Annotated in this window: 12 protein-coding genes; 8 read left to right on the forward strand and 4 right to left on the reverse strand. The window is 46.6% G+C overall.

Annotation, left to right across the window (positions count from 1 at the left end):
- Positions 1–55 precede the first annotated feature (55 nt).
- Together SDE_RS03500 and SDE_RS03505 are read left to right on the forward strand one after the other, a co-directional pair.
- Complete coding sequence (locus SDE_RS03500) at positions 56–1,753, forward strand: alkaline phosphatase (protein ID WP_011467138.1); 1,698 nt, start codon at positions 56–58, stop codon at positions 1,751–1,753.
- Between the two features lie 559 nt (positions 1,754–2,312).
- Positions 2,313–3,836: a cellulase family glycosylhydrolase gene (locus tag SDE_RS03505; protein ID WP_011467139.1), complete on the forward strand. Its 1,524-nt coding sequence runs from the start codon at positions 2,313–2,315 to the stop codon at positions 3,834–3,836.
- A 69-nt stretch (positions 3,837–3,905) separates the two neighbouring features.
- Here the strand turns inward: SDE_RS03505 and SDE_RS03510 are convergent, their stop codons facing one another.
- Positions 3,906–4,799: a LysR substrate-binding domain-containing protein gene (locus SDE_RS03510; protein WP_011467140.1), complete on the reverse strand. Its 894-nt coding sequence runs from the start codon at positions 4,797–4,799 to the stop codon at positions 3,906–3,908.
- 166 nt (positions 4,800–4,965) lie between these two features.
- Here SDE_RS03510 and SDE_RS03515 point away from each other — a divergent pair, with 166 nt between their 5' ends.
- The 3 genes from SDE_RS03515 to SDE_RS21115 all read left to right on the forward strand — a co-directional run bounded on the left by SDE_RS03515 (position 4,966) and on the right by SDE_RS21115 (position 9,628).
- A complete protein-coding gene (locus SDE_RS03515; RefSeq protein WP_011467141.1) occupies positions 4,966–5,742 on the forward strand; it encodes a ferredoxin--NADP reductase in 777 nt (258 codons plus the stop codon).
- 291 nt (positions 5,743–6,033) lie between these two features.
- On the forward strand, positions 6,034–6,753 hold the full coding sequence (locus tag SDE_RS03520) for a SapC family protein (RefSeq protein WP_011467142.1): 720 nt from the start codon (positions 6,034–6,036) through the stop codon (positions 6,751–6,753).
- A 307-nt stretch (positions 6,754–7,060) separates the two neighbouring features.
- Positions 7,061–9,628: a sensor domain-containing protein gene (locus tag SDE_RS21115; protein ID WP_011467143.1), complete on the forward strand. Its 2,568-nt coding sequence runs from the start codon at positions 7,061–7,063 to the stop codon at positions 9,626–9,628.
- 11 nt (positions 9,629–9,639) lie between these two features.
- Here SDE_RS21115 and SDE_RS03530 read toward each other — a convergent pair whose 3' ends face one another.
- Entirely contained in the window at positions 9,640–11,247 is a 1,608-nt protein-coding gene (locus tag SDE_RS03530; protein WP_011467144.1) for an NAD-dependent malic enzyme, read from the reverse strand.
- Positions 11,248–11,640: 393 nt separating this feature from the next.
- Here SDE_RS03530 and SDE_RS03535 point away from each other — a divergent pair, with 393 nt between their 5' ends.
- The 3 genes from SDE_RS03535 to SDE_RS03545 all read left to right on the forward strand — a co-directional run bounded on the left by SDE_RS03535 (position 11,641) and on the right by SDE_RS03545 (position 15,847).
- On the forward strand, positions 11,641–14,373 hold the full coding sequence (locus tag SDE_RS03535; RefSeq protein ID WP_158303851.1) for a PAS domain S-box protein: 2,733 nt from the start codon (positions 11,641–11,643) through the stop codon (positions 14,371–14,373).
- A gap of 93 nt (positions 14,374–14,466) precedes the next feature.
- Positions 14,467–14,901: a response regulator gene (locus SDE_RS03540; RefSeq protein WP_011467146.1), complete on the forward strand. Its 435-nt coding sequence runs from the start codon at positions 14,467–14,469 to the stop codon at positions 14,899–14,901.
- Positions 14,902–14,923: 22 nt separating this feature from the next.
- Positions 14,924–15,847, forward strand: a complete 924-nt coding sequence (locus SDE_RS03545; RefSeq protein WP_011467147.1) for a diguanylate cyclase response regulator — start codon at positions 14,924–14,926, stop codon at positions 15,845–15,847.
- Between the two features lie 35 nt (positions 15,848–15,882).
- On the opposite strand, the gene SDE_RS03550 is transcribed toward SDE_RS03545, so the two are convergent.
- Both SDE_RS03550 and SDE_RS03555 read right to left on the reverse strand, forming a co-directional pair.
- Positions 15,883–16,350: a Dps family protein gene (locus SDE_RS03550; protein WP_011467148.1), complete on the reverse strand. Its 468-nt coding sequence runs from the start codon at positions 16,348–16,350 to the stop codon at positions 15,883–15,885.
- Positions 16,351–16,566: 216 nt separating this feature from the next.
- Positions 16,567–17,289, reverse strand: a complete 723-nt coding sequence (locus SDE_RS03555) for a PEP-CTERM sorting domain-containing protein (protein ID WP_011467149.1) — start codon at positions 17,287–17,289, stop codon at positions 16,567–16,569.
- Positions 17,290–17,305: the final 16 nt, after the last annotated feature.

Raw genomic sequence — 17,305 nt, forward strand, 5'->3', positions numbered from 1 at the left:
TGCAGTACACGCGACCACAAATAAAGCACATTATGTGTACAACTGAGGATACAACATGGCAGAGCTTAACAGCTGGGTGGTAACGAAAGTGAAGAAACAGGTAGCGACTCAAATAATGAACAGAGCAAAATTAGGTTTTTGCGCAGTGGCGTTGGCATTAGCTGGCTGCGGGCAAGATAAACCCGTTGCGCCATCTAGTGAAGCGCTGGCAAAGCTAGTTCCGCCAACAGAAGCAAGTAAAGGTTGGTATTACGCTGGCCAAAATAAAATTGCCGAAAAGGCGCAAAGCGTTGGGCCGTTGGCGGGCAAAGGCAAAGCGCGAAATGTTATTTTATTTGTTGGTGATGGTATGGGGGTTTCAACTATCACAGCCGCACGTATTTACGCCGGTCAGCAGCTAGGTAAGTTAGGTGAAGAGCACGAGTTGAGCTTTGACACTATGCCTTTTGCGGGCTTGAGCCGCACTTACAATACCGATCAGCAAACCCCCGATTCCGCAGGCACCATGACGGCCATGATTACCGGCGTTAAAACCCGTGCCGGGGTGCTATCTATAAGTGAGGATGTGGTGCCTAACCACTGCGGCAGTGGCAAAGGGCATGAATTATTTACCGCATTAGAGTTAGCCGAATTGAGCGGCAAGGCCACCGGCATTGTAACTACGGCGCGTGTCACCCATGCAACCCCAGGGGCGACTTATGCCAAATCTGCACAGCGGGATTGGGAAGACGACAGTGAGCTAAGTGCCGAGGCAAAAGCAGCAGGTTGCGAAGATATTGCCAAACAGCTTATTACTTTCGAAACGCGCTTAAAAAGTGTGGCCAGCGAACAGTATGTTGATAATGTAAACGGTATTGAAGTTATTATGGGCGGTGGGCGCCGGCATTTTTTGCCGAGGGACGCTGCCTTTAATACCCCCGACGCGAGCAAAAAAATTGAGGGTAAACGCAACGACGATGCAAACCTTATTGCCGAATGGCAAGCGCAACACCCGCAGGGGCAAGTGGTATTTGGCAAAGCCGCGTTCGATAAATTAGCGCCCAATGCTCAGAGCCATGTACTGGCTTTATTTAGCGAATCCCATATGCGCTACGGGGCGGATAGAGGCGCAGATAAGCTTGGCGAACCCACATTAGCCGAGATGACAGACAAGGCGATTGACCTATTAAAACAAGATCAAGATGGTTTCTTTTTGATGGTCGAGGCCGGGCGTATCGATCATGCTCACCACGAGGGCAATGCCTACAATGCCCTCGCTGAAACGGTTGAGCTTTCGGATGCGGTCGCGGTGGCGTTAGAAAAGACTAGCGCGGAAGACACGCTTATTATTGTGACTGCTGACCACAGCCACGTGTTTACCATGGCGGGCTACCCCGCACGCGGCAACCCCATTTTAGGTAAGGTACGCACAGGTAGCGGCAAACTAATATTGGATGAAAATGGCCTACCGTTTACTACGCTTGGCTACCATAATGGTATGGGCTTCGCGAATATTGTCGATGGCGAAGGCGAGCGCGGTGCAATTAACGTCGGTCGCCACGATATTTCTGATATTGATACCGAGCATCGCGGTTACCATCAAGAGGCTTTGGTGCCGTTGGAATCGGAAACCCACGGTGGTGAAGATGTGGCTATTTACGCAAGGGGCCCAGGTGCGGTATTGGTTTCTGGTAGCCACGAACAAAATGTTATTTTCCATGTGATGGATTACGCAGCAGGGTTAACCCAAAGCGCGGCAAAAGCGGTGCGATAGGTATTCTGTAGTTGTGTTTTTGTGGCCCTGCTAATTCTGTGGGGCCTTTTAATTCTTCATATTCCTCTTTGTCTTTCCTGTCTTTTTTCGATTATTTAACGGGCTTTTACAAGGGCTCTTTAGTGCGCGCTTTGCAGTTATTGTGCTTATGTGGGATAACTTTGCCTTTTGCTTGGCAGACGAAAAAGGAATATAAAAGCTTTTCCTTCCTAACTAAAAAGCATTTGAGTGGCGATATACAAACGCTTAAATCGCCGTGAGAGCCATGTGGTTACTGGCGCCGACTTTATTTGGCTAAGTGGTTGCGTTTGTAACCGTATACATTCTTTGTGTATTCATTATTTTGATGCTATTGCTTACTATCAATTAGCCATGCTAGCTTAAATAAGGGCTCTAACGTGGTGCCATTGTGAAGGCTGTATAATTTGAGGCATTTTTTTACCCTAAAATGTAACCGGTTGCACTGGTTTTTTTGCCCTTGCTCTACACATGTAGAGAGGATACTGCGTCGCCAGACGCATATCCAAAACCAATAATAATGAATAACGAGGAAGTCAACATGAGAATATTTTCTATAGCGCTTGCGCTATGCGCCGTGCTTTGCGCGGGTCAATCTTTAGCTGGGTTATCTATTCAGGGTACGCGACTTGTGGATGGCAATGGCAGCACGGTTGTGCTGCGCGGCGTGAACCATCCCCATGCGTGGTATGCCGGTGAAACGGCGGCGGCTATCCCTAAAATTGCTGCAACAGGTGCTAACTCGGTACGGGTAGTGATGGCTATGGGCACTAAGTGGAGCCGCACCAGTGCCGCAGAGATTCAAACCATTATTGACCTGTGCAAACAAAACAACATGATTGCTGTACTGGAATTTCACGATGGCACTGGCTGGGGGGAAGAGAGCGGTACTGCGCATATATCTGATATTGCCGATTACTGGGTGAGCAGTGATGTAATGGCGGTAGTTAAGGGTGAGGAAGACTACGTAATTATAAATATTGCCAACGAACCCTTTGGCAACGGTGTATCGGCAAGCACCTACACCAACGACACGATTGCGGCTATTCAAAAACTGCGCAACGCCGGTTATACCCACACCCTTATGGTTGATGCGGCAAATTGGGGGCAAGATTGGCAGAACCTAATGCGTGATAACGCACAAACCATTTTTAATGGCGACTCACTTAACAACACTATGTTTAGCGTGCATATGTATCAGGTGTATAACACCTCGGCAAAAGTGCAAAGCTACATGCAAGCCTTTAGCGACAAAGGTTTAGCGTTAGTTGTAGGCGAATTCGCAGCAGATCATTTTAGTGAAGATGTTGCAGAAGCAGCCATTATGCAATACGCCGAGCAATTCGGTTTTGGTTACATGGGTTGGAGTTGGACGGGTAATAGCTCGGATTTAGCATCGCTAGACATAGTAAAAAGCTTTAGCGATAACACCTATACAACCTGGGGCAACCGCTTAATAAACGGCAGCAACGGTATTGCGACCACTTCGCGTATAGCCAGTGTGTACACAGGAACGTCTAGCGGCGGCAGCTCTAGTTCTTCGTCATCGTCTAATTCAAGTAGCAGTGGCGGTACATCAGCGTGTTCCACTGGCGGAAGTTGTGATTGGAGTGGTACAAGCTTTCCATTGTGTGAAAACGGTAATACTAACGACTGGGGTTACGAGAATGGCCAAAGTTGTGTAGGTGTAGGTTTATGCGATTCTAACCCCGATGCTACCACTCACTGCGGTACTTCTTCTGGCGGCGGTTCTACAAGTTGCGGCACTACCAGCGACGGCCACCCTGTTTGCTGTGATGCAGCCTCAGACCCAGATGGCGATGGCTGGGGTTGGGAGAACGAAGCCAGTTGTGTCGTTGAAAGCGGTAGCTCTTCGAGTTCATCAAGTTCTAGCTCTACGTCTAGTTCAAGTTCGTCGAGCTCTTCAAGCAGCTCAAGTGGCGGTAGCAGCGCCACGTGTAATTGGTATGGCACTCAATACCCAATGTGTACTTCTACCAGTAGCGGCTGGGGGTGGGAGAATAACCAAAGTTGTATTTCGCCTTCTACGTGTAGTGGGCAATGACCGCTAGTTAACAGTAGGGAGTTAACAGCTGACAGCGAAAAACCGACAGATTTGTTTCTGCCGGTTTTTTTAATGGGCGTTTATGTGGTTGTGTTTTTCGCATAGTTCTAGCCAGCGTTGAATGCCGGTGCTGCGAAATTTTTGTTGATGGATCACTAAATAAAAGTGGCGTTTTAAATCGAGGTCGCAGGTAAGTGGCACCAGTGCGCCGCGAGCAAATGCATCTTTTAGCGATATGATAGATAAACACGAAATGCCAATGTCTGCTTCTACCGCCCGTTTAATGGCTTCGGTGTGCTGCAATTCTAGGGTAATGTCTAATTGAGACAGCAAACCACTTACGGCTCGATCAAAGGTTTGGCGGGTGCCCGAGCCGGCTTCGCGCAGTATCCATTTCTCTTTTAAAAAGTCGTCTTTACTTATATGGCCTACACTCGCCAAGCGGTGTTTAGGTGAACAAAAACACACAAGTTCGTCTTCCATCCACGGAATTACATCGAGCTCATCGTGCTGAAATTCGCCTTCTATCATACCTAGGTCTATATCAAAATTGAGAATTTCCTCGGCTATACGGCGTGTATTCGCTACCTCAAGGCGCACTTTGGCACCGGGGTGGGTTTTTATAAATTCATCAATAAGTTTTACACACAGGTAGTTACCAATGGTGAGCGTGGCGCCTATGTTCAGCTTGCCTACCTGGTTGTGCTGGATTAGGTCGCGCTCTAGGTCTTTGGCTTGGGCTACTAGAGCTTCGGCCTTGGGGCGCAGTCGGCGCCCCTCCTCGTTGGTTTGCAAGCGCTTACCTACTCGGTCGAACAGTTGAATATCAAATTGTGATTCAAAGTCTTTAAGGGCGCTGCTGCAGGCCGATTGCGACATGGCGAGCTCATCGGCGGCCTTAGAAACATTTTCGTAGTGGGAAACAGCTAAAAATACTTCAAGTTGTCGCAGGGTGTACTTCATGGTTATTGCTCATATTTGGTTTTTATTTGGTAGTAGACAGGTGCAGTATTTAACTTCTTATCGGTAAAACAGAATACGGATACAAATATAATCAGTTTTACCTGTATAAGTCCAGTGGTTATTCTGTGTTCAATCTTTAAATATTAACGCTTGGAGAAGCCACCCAATGAGCACCCTATTAACCGAAAGAGTTCTCGATGTTCGTCACTGGAATGACAATTTGTTTAGTTTTACCACTACGCGCAGCCCTAGCTTCCGCTTTCGCAATGGCCACTTCACTATGATGGGGTTGGCGCAGGATAGCGGTCGGCCGCTGTTGCGCGCCTACTCAATTACTAGCGCTAACTATGAAGATACATTGGAGTTCTTCTCCATTAAAGTGCCCGATGGCCCGTTAACCTCGCAGTTACAGCATATCCAACCCGGTGATGAGGTACTGGTTAACAGCAAGTCCACGGGTACACTGGTGGCAGACAACCTATTGCCGGGTAAGAACCTGTACTTAATAAGCACGGGTACGGGCTTGGCGCCGTTTATCAGTATTATTAAAGACCCAGAAATATACGAGCAATTTGATCGCATAGTGCTAACCCACGGTGTGCGCTACAAAAGTGAGCTGGCTTATCAAACCCTGATTAATGAGGAATTGCCGCAAAACGAATTTTTTGGCGATTTGGTAAAAGAAAAATTAGTGTATTACCCAACTGTTACCCGTGAGGCCTACATCAATAATGGGCGATTAACCGACCTGCTCGCATCTGGCCGTTTGGCGCGCGATGTTGGCTTGCCGCCTATCAACCCAGAAGACGATAGGTTTATGCTGTGCGGCAGCCCAAGCATGCTGAAGGACTTTTGCGGCATCTTGGATGTAAATGGCTTTAAGGAGGCGCGTGGTGGTAAACCCGGCAGTTATGTTATTGAGCGCGCCTTTGTAGAAAGCTAAGCGTAAACAGGCTTTCTCTCCGTTTTTATGAGTGCTACAGGGTATGTGTGCGCTTACTATTATAAGGTTTAAAGCAGCCCATTGGGCAACCATGGGGTGGTTGCTATTAAACTTCATATCCTGCTACTATCGCTCGCTATCATGCATTGAAGCCGCATGAGCGCGAGCGCTCTGCCTGCCCAAACACGGCACTGTTTCGATGTGTAGAACACGCCCAAAGCGGCTAAGTGGAGAGAGCTTGCCCGCTTCTGGACTATTCCATAATTAAAATTCAATAAAAGATTTACCTATATGTCTACACAACTGTTGTTTTATAAAGAGCCTACCGTACTAGAAAAAGACAAGCACGCAGACCTTACCTTCAAGCGCGAAGGTAGCTACTCATTTGCTTCTGCTATGAACTCTGCCCCTTTGGCGGGTGTTGAATTCACCCAAGCTTGTCACGATCACCCCATTTTGTTTGTTAAAAACGAAAAGTCTGGTTTTATCCCTGTTGTATTGCTGTCACTAAAGAAAGACAGCCACGATCTAGGTGATGACTGGGGCGGCAAATACGTCCCCGCTTTTATCCGCCGTTACCCTTTTGGTGTAACACCAGAAGGCGCAATTGTATTCGATAAAGAAGCGCCACACTTCTCTGGCGGCGGCGACGCTATTTTCGACGAAAACAAAGAACCTACCGAAACATTGAAGCAAATTGTTGGCTTTTTGCGCTCAGTAGACACAGGCTACGCAGAGACTGAAGAGTTTTGTCGTGCCCTTGCTGAAAAAGAAATTCTGCAACCGCTAAACCGCGCACTTAAATTTGGAGAACAGCAAGTAAACCTTACCGACCTTTACCGTGTAGACGAAGCAAAGCTGTACGAATTGGACGAAAAAGAATTGCACACATGGTTTAAAAACAAGTGGATTGCTTGGTGTCATTCACACCTTCACTCTTTGGCAGAGCTAAACGGTGTTGCTAAGCGCCATATGGATGCCCTAGAAGCACAAGCGCCAAAAGCTGAATAACGCTTGTAGTTATCGATATACCCTAAAGCCGCATATTGCGGCTTTTTTTATGCCTAAAATATGATGCGCTGGCTTATTTACGTACAAATGGTGCTCGGAAATGGGGATAAAAAATGAAAGGTGCGATAAATCTATGCCGCTCGGTTGCCTAGCTAGCAATGTCTCCTACACTTTAGAAGGAGCCCTTGTCGTTAGGGCGTTACTTTTAATAAAGCCAGCATTTGGAATATTCAGTGATAAGTGTCAGCAGACTAATGGCTAGCCAGTCTTCTACTAGTGTCTCCTGTTGTAAAGGGGAGGTTTTTTAGTGGTAAAAGCTGTGGTTGGAGCGGGCTTGGGTGAACAGCCCGTGGATATTGCTGTACTTAGCCAAGCCGGCGACGTTGTATTTGTAAGCAAAGGCTGGCTTGCAGGCTTGCCCCTATTCAGCGATCAGGCAAGTGCGGTAGGTGAGCTAAAAGCACCTAAAATTGACTGGGTTGGCAATAACTTTTTCGCACTGTGTCGTGAGTTTATTGGCCCAAGTGTACAGTGGGTGGCGAAATCTTTTGGTGCGCAAGAAAATAGCTTAACCGATCACATCGAGGCGATGCTCGAATTGGTATTAAATGGCGCAGATACGCAGCATTGTTTTTACGCAATTGAAAAAAACGGCGTGCTTCAACATTATGAGCTTACCGCAGAGGCCTGCAGTAATACGGCGCTGGGGGCGGTTATCCGCCATCGAGCTCGGTCTAATTCAATTTTCCTGGCTGCGGGTATACCGCTAGATAGCAACTTCTACGAAGCGTTGTTCAACAATCTAGTAGACGGCATTATTTATCAAAACCTAGAGGGTTATATAGAGCTGGCGAATGAGGCCGCCCAAGAAATACTCGATTTTAAATTCGAAGGGAATAATCCCGATGAGCCAAATAAACAGTCGTTATTATCCGATTACTGGACGTTTTTAAATGAAGATGGCCAGAAGCTTTCACTTGCGGATAACCCCATTCTGCGCGTGCTAACAAAAGGCGCGGGGCTGCAAAACCTCACTTTGGGGGTGGTGCGCCCAGATAAAGAGTTGGTGTGGCTAAAACTAAACGTTGCCATTATTAATAGCCCCGATACCAATATTCCCCACGGTGTGCTCATTTCTTTTGTGAATATTACTGCAGAGACGGAAGCGCATACCGCATTAGAGAAGGCTTCAGAACGTTTGCGTTTGGCGCTAGATGGGGCGTCGATTGGTATTTGGGATTGGTATATCTCCGACGCAGAAATGATTTGGGATGACCAAATGTACCGCCTTTATGGCATGGAGCCACGTCAGTACATATCTGTAAGAGAGGCGTGGGAGCATGTAGCCCACCCCGATGATAACCAGCGCGTGCTGGACGAGCTTGGTGAGTTACTTAAAACCAAGAAAGATACTATAAGCGAATTCCGCGTATTATTGCCCGATAAATCTATTCGTCACCTGCGCGCCTATGCGCGTGCAGTGCTGGACGAAGACGGCCTCGTGCAGCGGGTAGTTGGGATGAACTGGGATGTAACCAAAGAAGTGGAGGCCGAAGAGCGCTTGGCGCATATTGCCTTTACTGATGAGCTTACCTCACTGCCTAACCGGTTAGCGTTTAGCAAAAAACTAAAAAACACCATGAAGCTTGCCGAGAAATACCACGGCAAGGTGGCAATGTTAATTGTAGATTTAGATCACTTTAAAGATATTAATGATAGTTACGGTCACCCAGTGGGCGACTCACTAATTTGTGAAGTTGTTACGCGTTTAAAAGAAGTGCTTGTGGGTGATGAGTATTTGGCGCGCATTGGTGGCGATGAATTTGCGCTTATTTTAGATAACGTACGTTCACATGATGCCGCCTTGCATTATAGCCGGCGCATTCAGAAAATAATGGCCGAGCCTATTTATCTAATGGAAGGGCCTGTCGTTAATGCGCGGGTTTCCATGGGGGTGGCACTGTTCCCCGATGACGGTGAGGATGCAGTTGCCCTTATTAAAGCTGCAGATCTGGCCATGCATCAGGCCAAAAAAAGTGGTCGCAATACGGTATTGCCATACAAGCAAGAGTACTCTTCGTCGTTAGAGAAAAAAATATTCTTGGAAGAAGAGCTGCGCTCTGCCATTCGCGACGAAGAATTAATGCTGTATTACCAGCCCATTATTGATTTAAGCACAGAAAAAATCGTGGGCTGTGAAGCTTTGTTGCGCTGGATAGATCGCGCAGGCAAGTTCGTCTCGCCGGTAGATTTTATTCCCGTTGCCGAAGAGAGCGGCCTAATTTACGAATTGGGCAACTGGATTAATGCCACCGCCTTTAAACAGCTCAAGCTATGGCAAACCTTGCATACCGATATGAAATACATTTCGGTGAATGTTTCGCCTCACCAGTTGCAAAACGCAGACTTTGTAAAAGATATTCAGCGCTTACTCGATATACACAATGTTGATCCACGCCATATTCAGCTAGAAATTACCGAGGGAACGTTTTTACAAGAGTCGCTAAATACCCAAAGCCAATTGCGCATACTTGGCGAGATGGGTTTTAGGTTGGCTATTGATGATTTTGGTACGGGTTATTCGTCGCTAGCGTATTTAAAACGCTTTGCGGTAGATGTAATTAAAATTGATCGCAGCTTTGTTATGGATTTAGAAGACGACCCTGCCGATAGAGATATTGTAAAAGCGATTATTGCAATGACTACAAGCTTAGGGTTCGATACGCTAGTTGAAGGCGTAGAAACCCGAGAGCAATCGCTAATAGTGGGGGCGCTTGGGTGTGGCTACGGGCAGGGTTACCTGTACGGTAAGCCCACCTTTGCCGATGATTACGCCGAGCAATATATAGGGTTAAAGTCTGTCGCAAACCGCTAACTTAACCGTTGTTAGTAAAGCGGGTCGTAAAGCTCTGCAGTTAATAATTCCTCGAAATTTTCCGGCACGGGTTCAGATGTTAAGCCTGTGCGTTCTGCATCGCGGGCAACCGCTGCAGCAATTTTTACCGACACGTTTCTAATCTCATCTAAAGGAGGGTACAAGCAGCCGTGTTGGATCTGCTTGTCGGAAACGCTGCCAGCTAATTCTTGCGCGGCAGTAATAAGTTGGTCGTCGGTAATACGCGTAATTTTACCGTGAATAGCGCCCAAGCCTAAACCGGGAAAAATATAGGCGTTATTGCCTTGCCCTGGCACTTTAATTTCACCATTTATATGTACCACATCAAACGGGCTACCACTTGCAAAAATTGCGCGGCCATCGGAAAACTTATAAGCATCTTCCGCTGTGCATTCGGCCTTTGATGTGGGGTTGGAAAGCGCAAAAATTGTAGGGTTTCTGTGGCAGCTTGCAACAGTGTGAATAATCTCTTCTGTAAACACGCCAGCGGTACCCGAGGCGCCGATCAGGGCGTTGGGTTTTATTGTATCGATTGCTTGCTTTAGGTCCATGGGCGGCATGTTGGCAGCAAAAGGTGCCACATGGCCGGGTAGATCATCGCGACATTGGGTAACTAAGCCTTTGCGGTCTATAAAAAATAGGCGCGCGCGCGCTTCGTCGGTGGTTATACCTTCGCGCTCTAATGCCGTGGTAAGCAGGTGGCCAATACCGGTTGCAGCCGAGCCGGCCCCTAAAAATAAGAAGCGCTGTTCTTGCAAGGGTATTTTAGAAATGCGAGTTGTAGCCATTAGGCCTGCAAGCACAACAGAAGCGGTGCCTTGAATATCGTCATTAAAGCACAGTAGCTGATCGCGATATTTTTCCAACAAGTTTACGGCATTGCCGGTGGCAAAATCTTCAAATTGCAGCAGCGCATTGGGGAATTGCTTTTCAACCGCGCGCACAAACTCTTCTAAAAAGTCGTCATATTCGCTACCGCGTTTTCTTGGCTCGGGTACACCTAAATAGAGTGGATCGTTGCGAATGCTTTCGTTGTTGGTGCCAAGGTCTAGCATAATAGGTAGGCACTGCTCGGGCTTTACCCCAGCGCAGGCGCAATAAAGGGCGAGTTTACCTATAGGAATACCCATGCCGTTTGCGCCTAAATCGCCCAAGCCTAATATGCGTTCGCCATCGGTTACCACAATAAGCCTTACATCTTGCTCTGGCCAATTGGCCAAGCGCTTTTGTATTAAGCCTTTGTCTGCATAGGAAAGATAAAACCCGCTGGTTTCACGAAAAATACTGGCAAATTCGAGACAGGCTTGACCAACCGTGGGGGTGTACACCAATGGCATAAGCTCTTTGGTATGATCGATAAGTAGGCGGTAATACAATCTTTCGTTGCGCTTTTGGAGTGCAGATAAAAATATATAGCGGTCTATATCAGATTCTTTGCGCCGAATACTCGATAATGCGCGTTCTACCTGCTCCTTCATTGTGCTTACATGTGGTGGAAGTAGGCCACTAAGCCCAAGTTCTTCTCTTTCTTCAAGTGTGAAAGCTGTCCCCTTATTGAGGCGCGCGTTATTGAGTAGTTCGTGAACCTTGAGCGTCATTCTGGGGCTATCCTATTCAAAATAATTACATGTTAAGTATAGTGGGCGCGGCTGATATGTGCGGCTTACCTTAACCAAAGCACACTTTGGTGTTGTGGGCGCTACGCTAAAATTACTTGGCCACGCTTAAAGTAGCAAGATTAAAGCCATTTATACATGTTTCTGCTTTGGGGAGGTACCAAAGCATTAAGTCAGCCTAGAGTTATTACGTATAAGAGGATAGCAGAGTAGGCGATTGTGGCGCACTATTCGTTAATCATTGGGTGGTAACTTCTCCTGCGGAAATTTGCATGGGGTATATACTTATTACTACCGGCTAATTGCCATTGCTAAACTTTGGTATGTTGCAGGTGTTTTTATTACCCCCCTATGGTGGGTGACCGGAGGCGCGGCTTGATAGACGCATTGTTACAATTTTTTAGCGAAGAATATATGCCCCACGGGCATTGCTACTTATGGCGCCCAGATATTCTTTGGACACATGTCGTATCCGATAGTGTGATTGCGATCGCTTATTTCAGTATCCCGTTGGGTTTGGTGTACCTTAAAAAGAAACGCTCAGACATTCAATTTAGTTGGCTGTTGGTACTCTTCTCGTCGTTTATTTTGTTGTGTGGCCTTACTCACGTTTACAGTATTTACAATATTTGGGTGGGTAGTTACGGCGGCCAAGGTGTGCTTAAAGCTATTACCGCGCTGGCATCAATAGGTACTGCGTTTGCGCTTATTCATGTTCTACCGAAAGTCGCCACCATTCCCACAACAGAAGAGCTTGCAGAGGCGCGTGAAAGCGCTAGCCAAGAAACAATTCGCCGAATTCAATTAGAAGCGGCACACCGAGAAGAAGCGCATTTGCGCGAAGCAACCAATGCTTCACCTGTAGGGTTATTGGTGTCCGATGAGCGAGGGAATATAACTCTTGCCAACAACGCTCTCGCAGAGCTGTTTGGCTACGACGCAAGTGAGCTGAATGGTCAATCTATTAATATGCTAATTGATGCAGAGACGAGTCAGCATCACGGCAAATTGGTAGGTCAATTCCTCGAATCCGAAGAAACAAGTCGTGTAATGGCGTCGGGGCGTGTTGTTTCGGGCGTACGTAAAGATGGTGCCAAAATACCCGTAGATATTCGCCTAGCGAAGCGAGAATCGGAGGGCGAAGTACGCATTTTTGCTGCTGTTACCGATCTATCAGAAAAGCTGGCTGCGCAGGAGGAGATCCGCGAAGCCAATATGCGTTTTGAGCGCATCACCAAAGCCACCCAAGAAGGCTTGTGGGAATGGAATATCGAGACTAATACTATGTGGTGGTCGACAGTTGCATGGCAGCTACTTGGCTATAACGAGACCAGCAGTCACGCTTCAATGGACCAATGGTTAACCCATTTACGCAGCGATTTTCGTCATTCCATTAACGCGGCATTGCAGGATCATTTGCAGCGGGGCCTGCCATTTGACGAAGAGTGCGTCGTAACAACATTGAGTGGTGAAGAGCGCTGGATTCACATTTTTGGCAACAGTGTATACGATAAGTCTGGGCAGCCGATTGTTATGTCTGGGGCCATGCAGGATATTCAGCTGCGCAAAGACATGGAGCTAGTACTGCGAGAAAAATCACAATTCTTAGAATCTATTTTTCAGGGTACGTCTTACAGTGTATTTGTGCTCGATGCGGATAAACAAGGCACGTTGCGGTATTCTGCTTTTAATAACGCGGTGGAGCAGCTAACAGGGATTGCCGCCGCCGAGTGCTTAGGTAAAACGCCTCTCGATTTGGCGCCTGATTATGTGCCAGAAAAAACTGCGCAAGAAATACAATCGCGCTACAACCTGTGCTATATGAGTAAGCGTCCAAGCAGTTATGTTGAGACGATAGAATTTAAGGGGCGTGTCACCTGGTGGAAAACAGCATTATTTCCCTTGTTAGATAATGAAAATAGGGTTTACCGCATAATTGGCTCGTCTACAGATATCACAGATTTAAAACATGCAGAGCAAAAGTTAACTGAACGCGAATCGTTTTTAAAAAATGTGGTCGATCTGTCAATTAGTGGTTTGTATATCTTTAATTTAAAAACCAATGTCAATACTTTTATCAACAATCAGTACACCCGTATTACGGGTTATACATTGGAGGATTTACGTTCTAAATCCGATTTAATGCAATACTTTCATTCTGAAGAACAACAGTTAATCATTGATCATATAGAGCGAGTGATTGTAAGTCGTGAAGGTGAAGTGCAAGAGCTAGAGTACCGTTTTAAACACAAAAATGGTCGCTGGATCTGGTGCCGGTCTTTCGATGCGGTTTTTTCACGTGACGAAGAGGGCAAACCCATTGAAATGATCGGCACGTTTATTGATGTTACATCTATTAAGGAATATGCGCGTCGTTTGGAAAAGTCCAATGAAGAGTTAGAGCGATTTGTGTATGTTGCCTCGCACGATTTGCAAGAGCCACTGCGTAAAGTAATTGCTTTTTCTTCTCATTTAGAGAGCAATATTAAGCGTGAGCAGTTAAGTGATGAGGATTGGTTTGTACTAGGGCGTATTGTCGATGGCGCATCTAGAATGCGCGATCTGATCACCGACATGCTAAGGCTATCGCACGTTACCAAAGCAGAGCTCAAGCTGGAAGAGGTTGAGCTAGAGAATATGGTCGAGAGTACGCGAGATATGCTGGCTGCTGAAATATTAGAAACCCATGCAAGTGTAGAATTACGATATTCTCAAAAGGTTTATGTCGACAGGGCGCTATTTATCCAATTGTTGCAAAATTTGGTGGGTAATGCCCTAAAGTACCGTCGTCCAGAGGTTCGCCCGCGTGTGGTTATAGAAGTTATCGACTATATTGATGAGAGTGGCGAAGTTTTTGATCAGGTAGTAATTAGTGATAACGGTTTAGGGTTTGACAATTCTCAAGCCAGTGATATTTTTCGACCGTTTAAGCGCTTGGTTACCCGTGCGACACACCCCGGGTCGGGTATTGGCTTGGCGATATGCGAGCAAATTGTCAAAGCACACAGGGGGAATATCACGGCGGAAGGGCGACCGAATGTTGGCGCAAGAATATACATAAACCTTCCCAAAAAGAATATAACGCTAGATACGCAAGCAAGCGTCTAGTGTAAACGGAGTGCCAAACTGCATGAGCAGTAAAGCATACAAAGTACAACAGCCAGTGGCGCGGGGCGCTAAATATTACGGTAAGGGCGTGCAATGAGTGTAGATAAACGGTTCGTGGTATTAATCGTCGATGATGACGCCGACGATGTCTTTCTCGCTAGGGCTGCGGCTCAGCAGGCGGGAATTCCTGTCGAACTGATAAGCGTAGAAAACGGTGATGAGTTGTACGGCTTTCTAAATCAGAAGGGGCGCTACGCAGGCGTGAGGCGGCCCGATTTAATTTTGTTGGACCTGAATATGCCCGTTATTGATGGGCGCCAAGTGTTGCAGGAGCTAAAGCAGCCGGATGGCGAATTTAGAAGTATTCCAATTGTTGTACACACTACATCGGGTAGCCCCGACGATGTGAAATTTTGCTACGAAGCGGGTGCTAACAGCTACCTCGTTAAGTCGGCGGACTTTAATCAGCTTAAAAGCGCCATGGATAACTTATTAAAATATTGGTTTGTTACGGTGTATCACCCCTAGGGCTCCTTGGAGCAAGTCGTTTATGGAACTAAAAAGTATTACAGTGTACCTTGTGGAAGACGATCCAGATGATCAATACCTCCTCAAGTTGATGCTGCAAAAGGACCCGCAGTTTGAATACCGAGTGCACTGTTTTGCTAGGTTAAATGAATGCTTGGCCTCCAGTGATGAAGAAACACCAGATTTAATCCTACTCGACCTTATACTACCCGACAGTACAGGCGAGGAAACGTTGGTGACTGTGCTAGACAATTACCGCCATACCCCAGTGATAGTATTAACGGGGGTCGACATGGGCGATATTGGTGAGCGCGCAGTTGGCATAGGAGCACAAGACTACCTGCGTAAAAATGAATTAAGCCAAACGGCCTTGGGGCAATCCATTCGTTACGCGTTAGAGCGCCACTCTTTAGTAAAAGAGTTACACCACAGAGCAATCACCGATTACCTTACCGGTTTATTAAATCGCTCTGCGTTTATAGAGCGTTTAGATCACGAGCTGGCGCATGCCGAGCGTTACAAACATATGTTTGCTGTAGCAAGTATCGATTTAGATAATTTTAAACAGGTGAATGATACGCTGGGTCACGGTGTTGGCGACAAGGTGCTTATCGAGTTTGGACAAATACTTGAAAAATGCACCCGTCGTAGCGACACGCCGGCGAGGTTTGGTGGCGATGAATTCGTTGTGTTACTTACTCGTTTAGAGTCAGTTGACGATGCTTTAGATATTGTTGCTAAAAAGCATCAAGAGCTAATTGCAGCTCTTGATGAATATGTGATTAGTCAGGTGGGTGACAAAGTGGATTTGGGATTAAGTATTGGTGTGGCTGTTTACCCCAGTGATGGCACGAGTGTAGATCAATTACTTATTGCTGCAGACAAAGCATTATATAAAAGTAAGCGAGCAGGCAAAAATACCTTTTATCTTACTGGTAAGGCGTAAAGCGTACCTATTAACAAGGTACGCTTTATTGATTATTACCCTTTTAGAGAGCGCAGCATCCAGGCATTTTTTTCATGCACTTCGATGCGTTGTGTAAATAAATCTGCAGAAGATTGATCATCTGCTGCTTCCGCTATTTTCATGCCCTCGCGCGCAATACGCACCAGTGTTTCTTGACCTTCTAGCAATTGTTGCACCATATCTTCGGCACTTGGTACTCCTTCCTCTTCCTTTAAAGAGGTGAGGGCCATAAATTGCTTGTACGACCCCGGTGCAGGGAAGCCAAGTGTACGTATGCGCTCAGCAATGGTGTCTAGCGCTGTCCAAGCTTCTGTGTACTGATCCATAAACATGTTGTGTAATGTTTGAAACATAGGGCCGGTTACGTTCCAGTGGAAGTTATGGGTTTTTAAGTACAGTACGTAGCTGTCGGCTAGCAGGTGAGATAGCGCCTGTACAATGTCCTTTCTGTTTGACTCGCTTATACCAATATTAATTGTCATATATCCTCCGATTGCACTTAAATGAAAAATCTAGTGAGTGGTTTCTACTCATAGGGCTAAGTTTAGCTAGGGGTATGGCAATAGGCTAATTGAGATAAGCTGTACCTCCCATAAAAATATGCAATGGTACAAATAAGCTAGCAGTGTGCAGGTGTCGAAAGCGTAGGCAAAAAAAGGGGCCGAAGCCCCTTTTTTATAATATGTTTTAAACTGTTACTAAGCGCGTGTTTTTCTACGCGATATAACAAGACCAGCTGCGCCAATCATGAACAGTGCCAAAGTGCCTGGCTCTGGTACGCTAGCGAATACAACGTGACGGAACAGGTAGTCGGATTCGTCGATATTTGGAATCATAGCAGCGGTTAAATCGAGGTTAGCAGTTGCTAAGTTGCCAAATGGGTTAAGAATAGTGAAGCAGCCGGAACCACCTTGTGCAGTAGCACCTGGAGAGCAAGATGTTACTTCGCCAACCAAGCTGCCATCTAAATACCATTTGGCAGAATCTTCTTTGGTTGGGTCTAGCTCTAAGCGACCAACGTGACCATCAATAAAAATTTCAGCAATTTCATGTTCGTTGCTGTACTCAGGGCCGTTAAACAACAAGCTGAGGCTAAGTTCTCCAATAACAACATTGTTAGCGAAATCGAAAGCCATGGTTTCTGAATCGCCTTGGCCATTGCTGTTGTAGTAGAAGTCGATTTCGTTATTGCCGTGGCCGCGAATACCCATGCCTGCAACGCCAGCCTGAGTGCGACCGCCGAAGTAAGCTACTTCTGTTTGAGCGGTGTTGTTCCAAGCGGAAACCGTGGTCCCATTAACAGTGTTCGAATGGCTGCCGGCCACTAGATCTGTGTAACTAATAGTGTCTGCATGCACAACGCCGCCGATTAGCAAGCTTGCAGCGGCAATCCAATTGCGTGAATTTGAGAAAAGCGACATGGTGGAGCTCCTTTGG

The sequence above is a fragment of the Saccharophagus degradans 2-40 genome (assembly GCF_000013665.1).
Taxonomy (GTDB): Bacteria; Pseudomonadota; Gammaproteobacteria; order Pseudomonadales; family Cellvibrionaceae; genus Saccharophagus; species Saccharophagus degradans.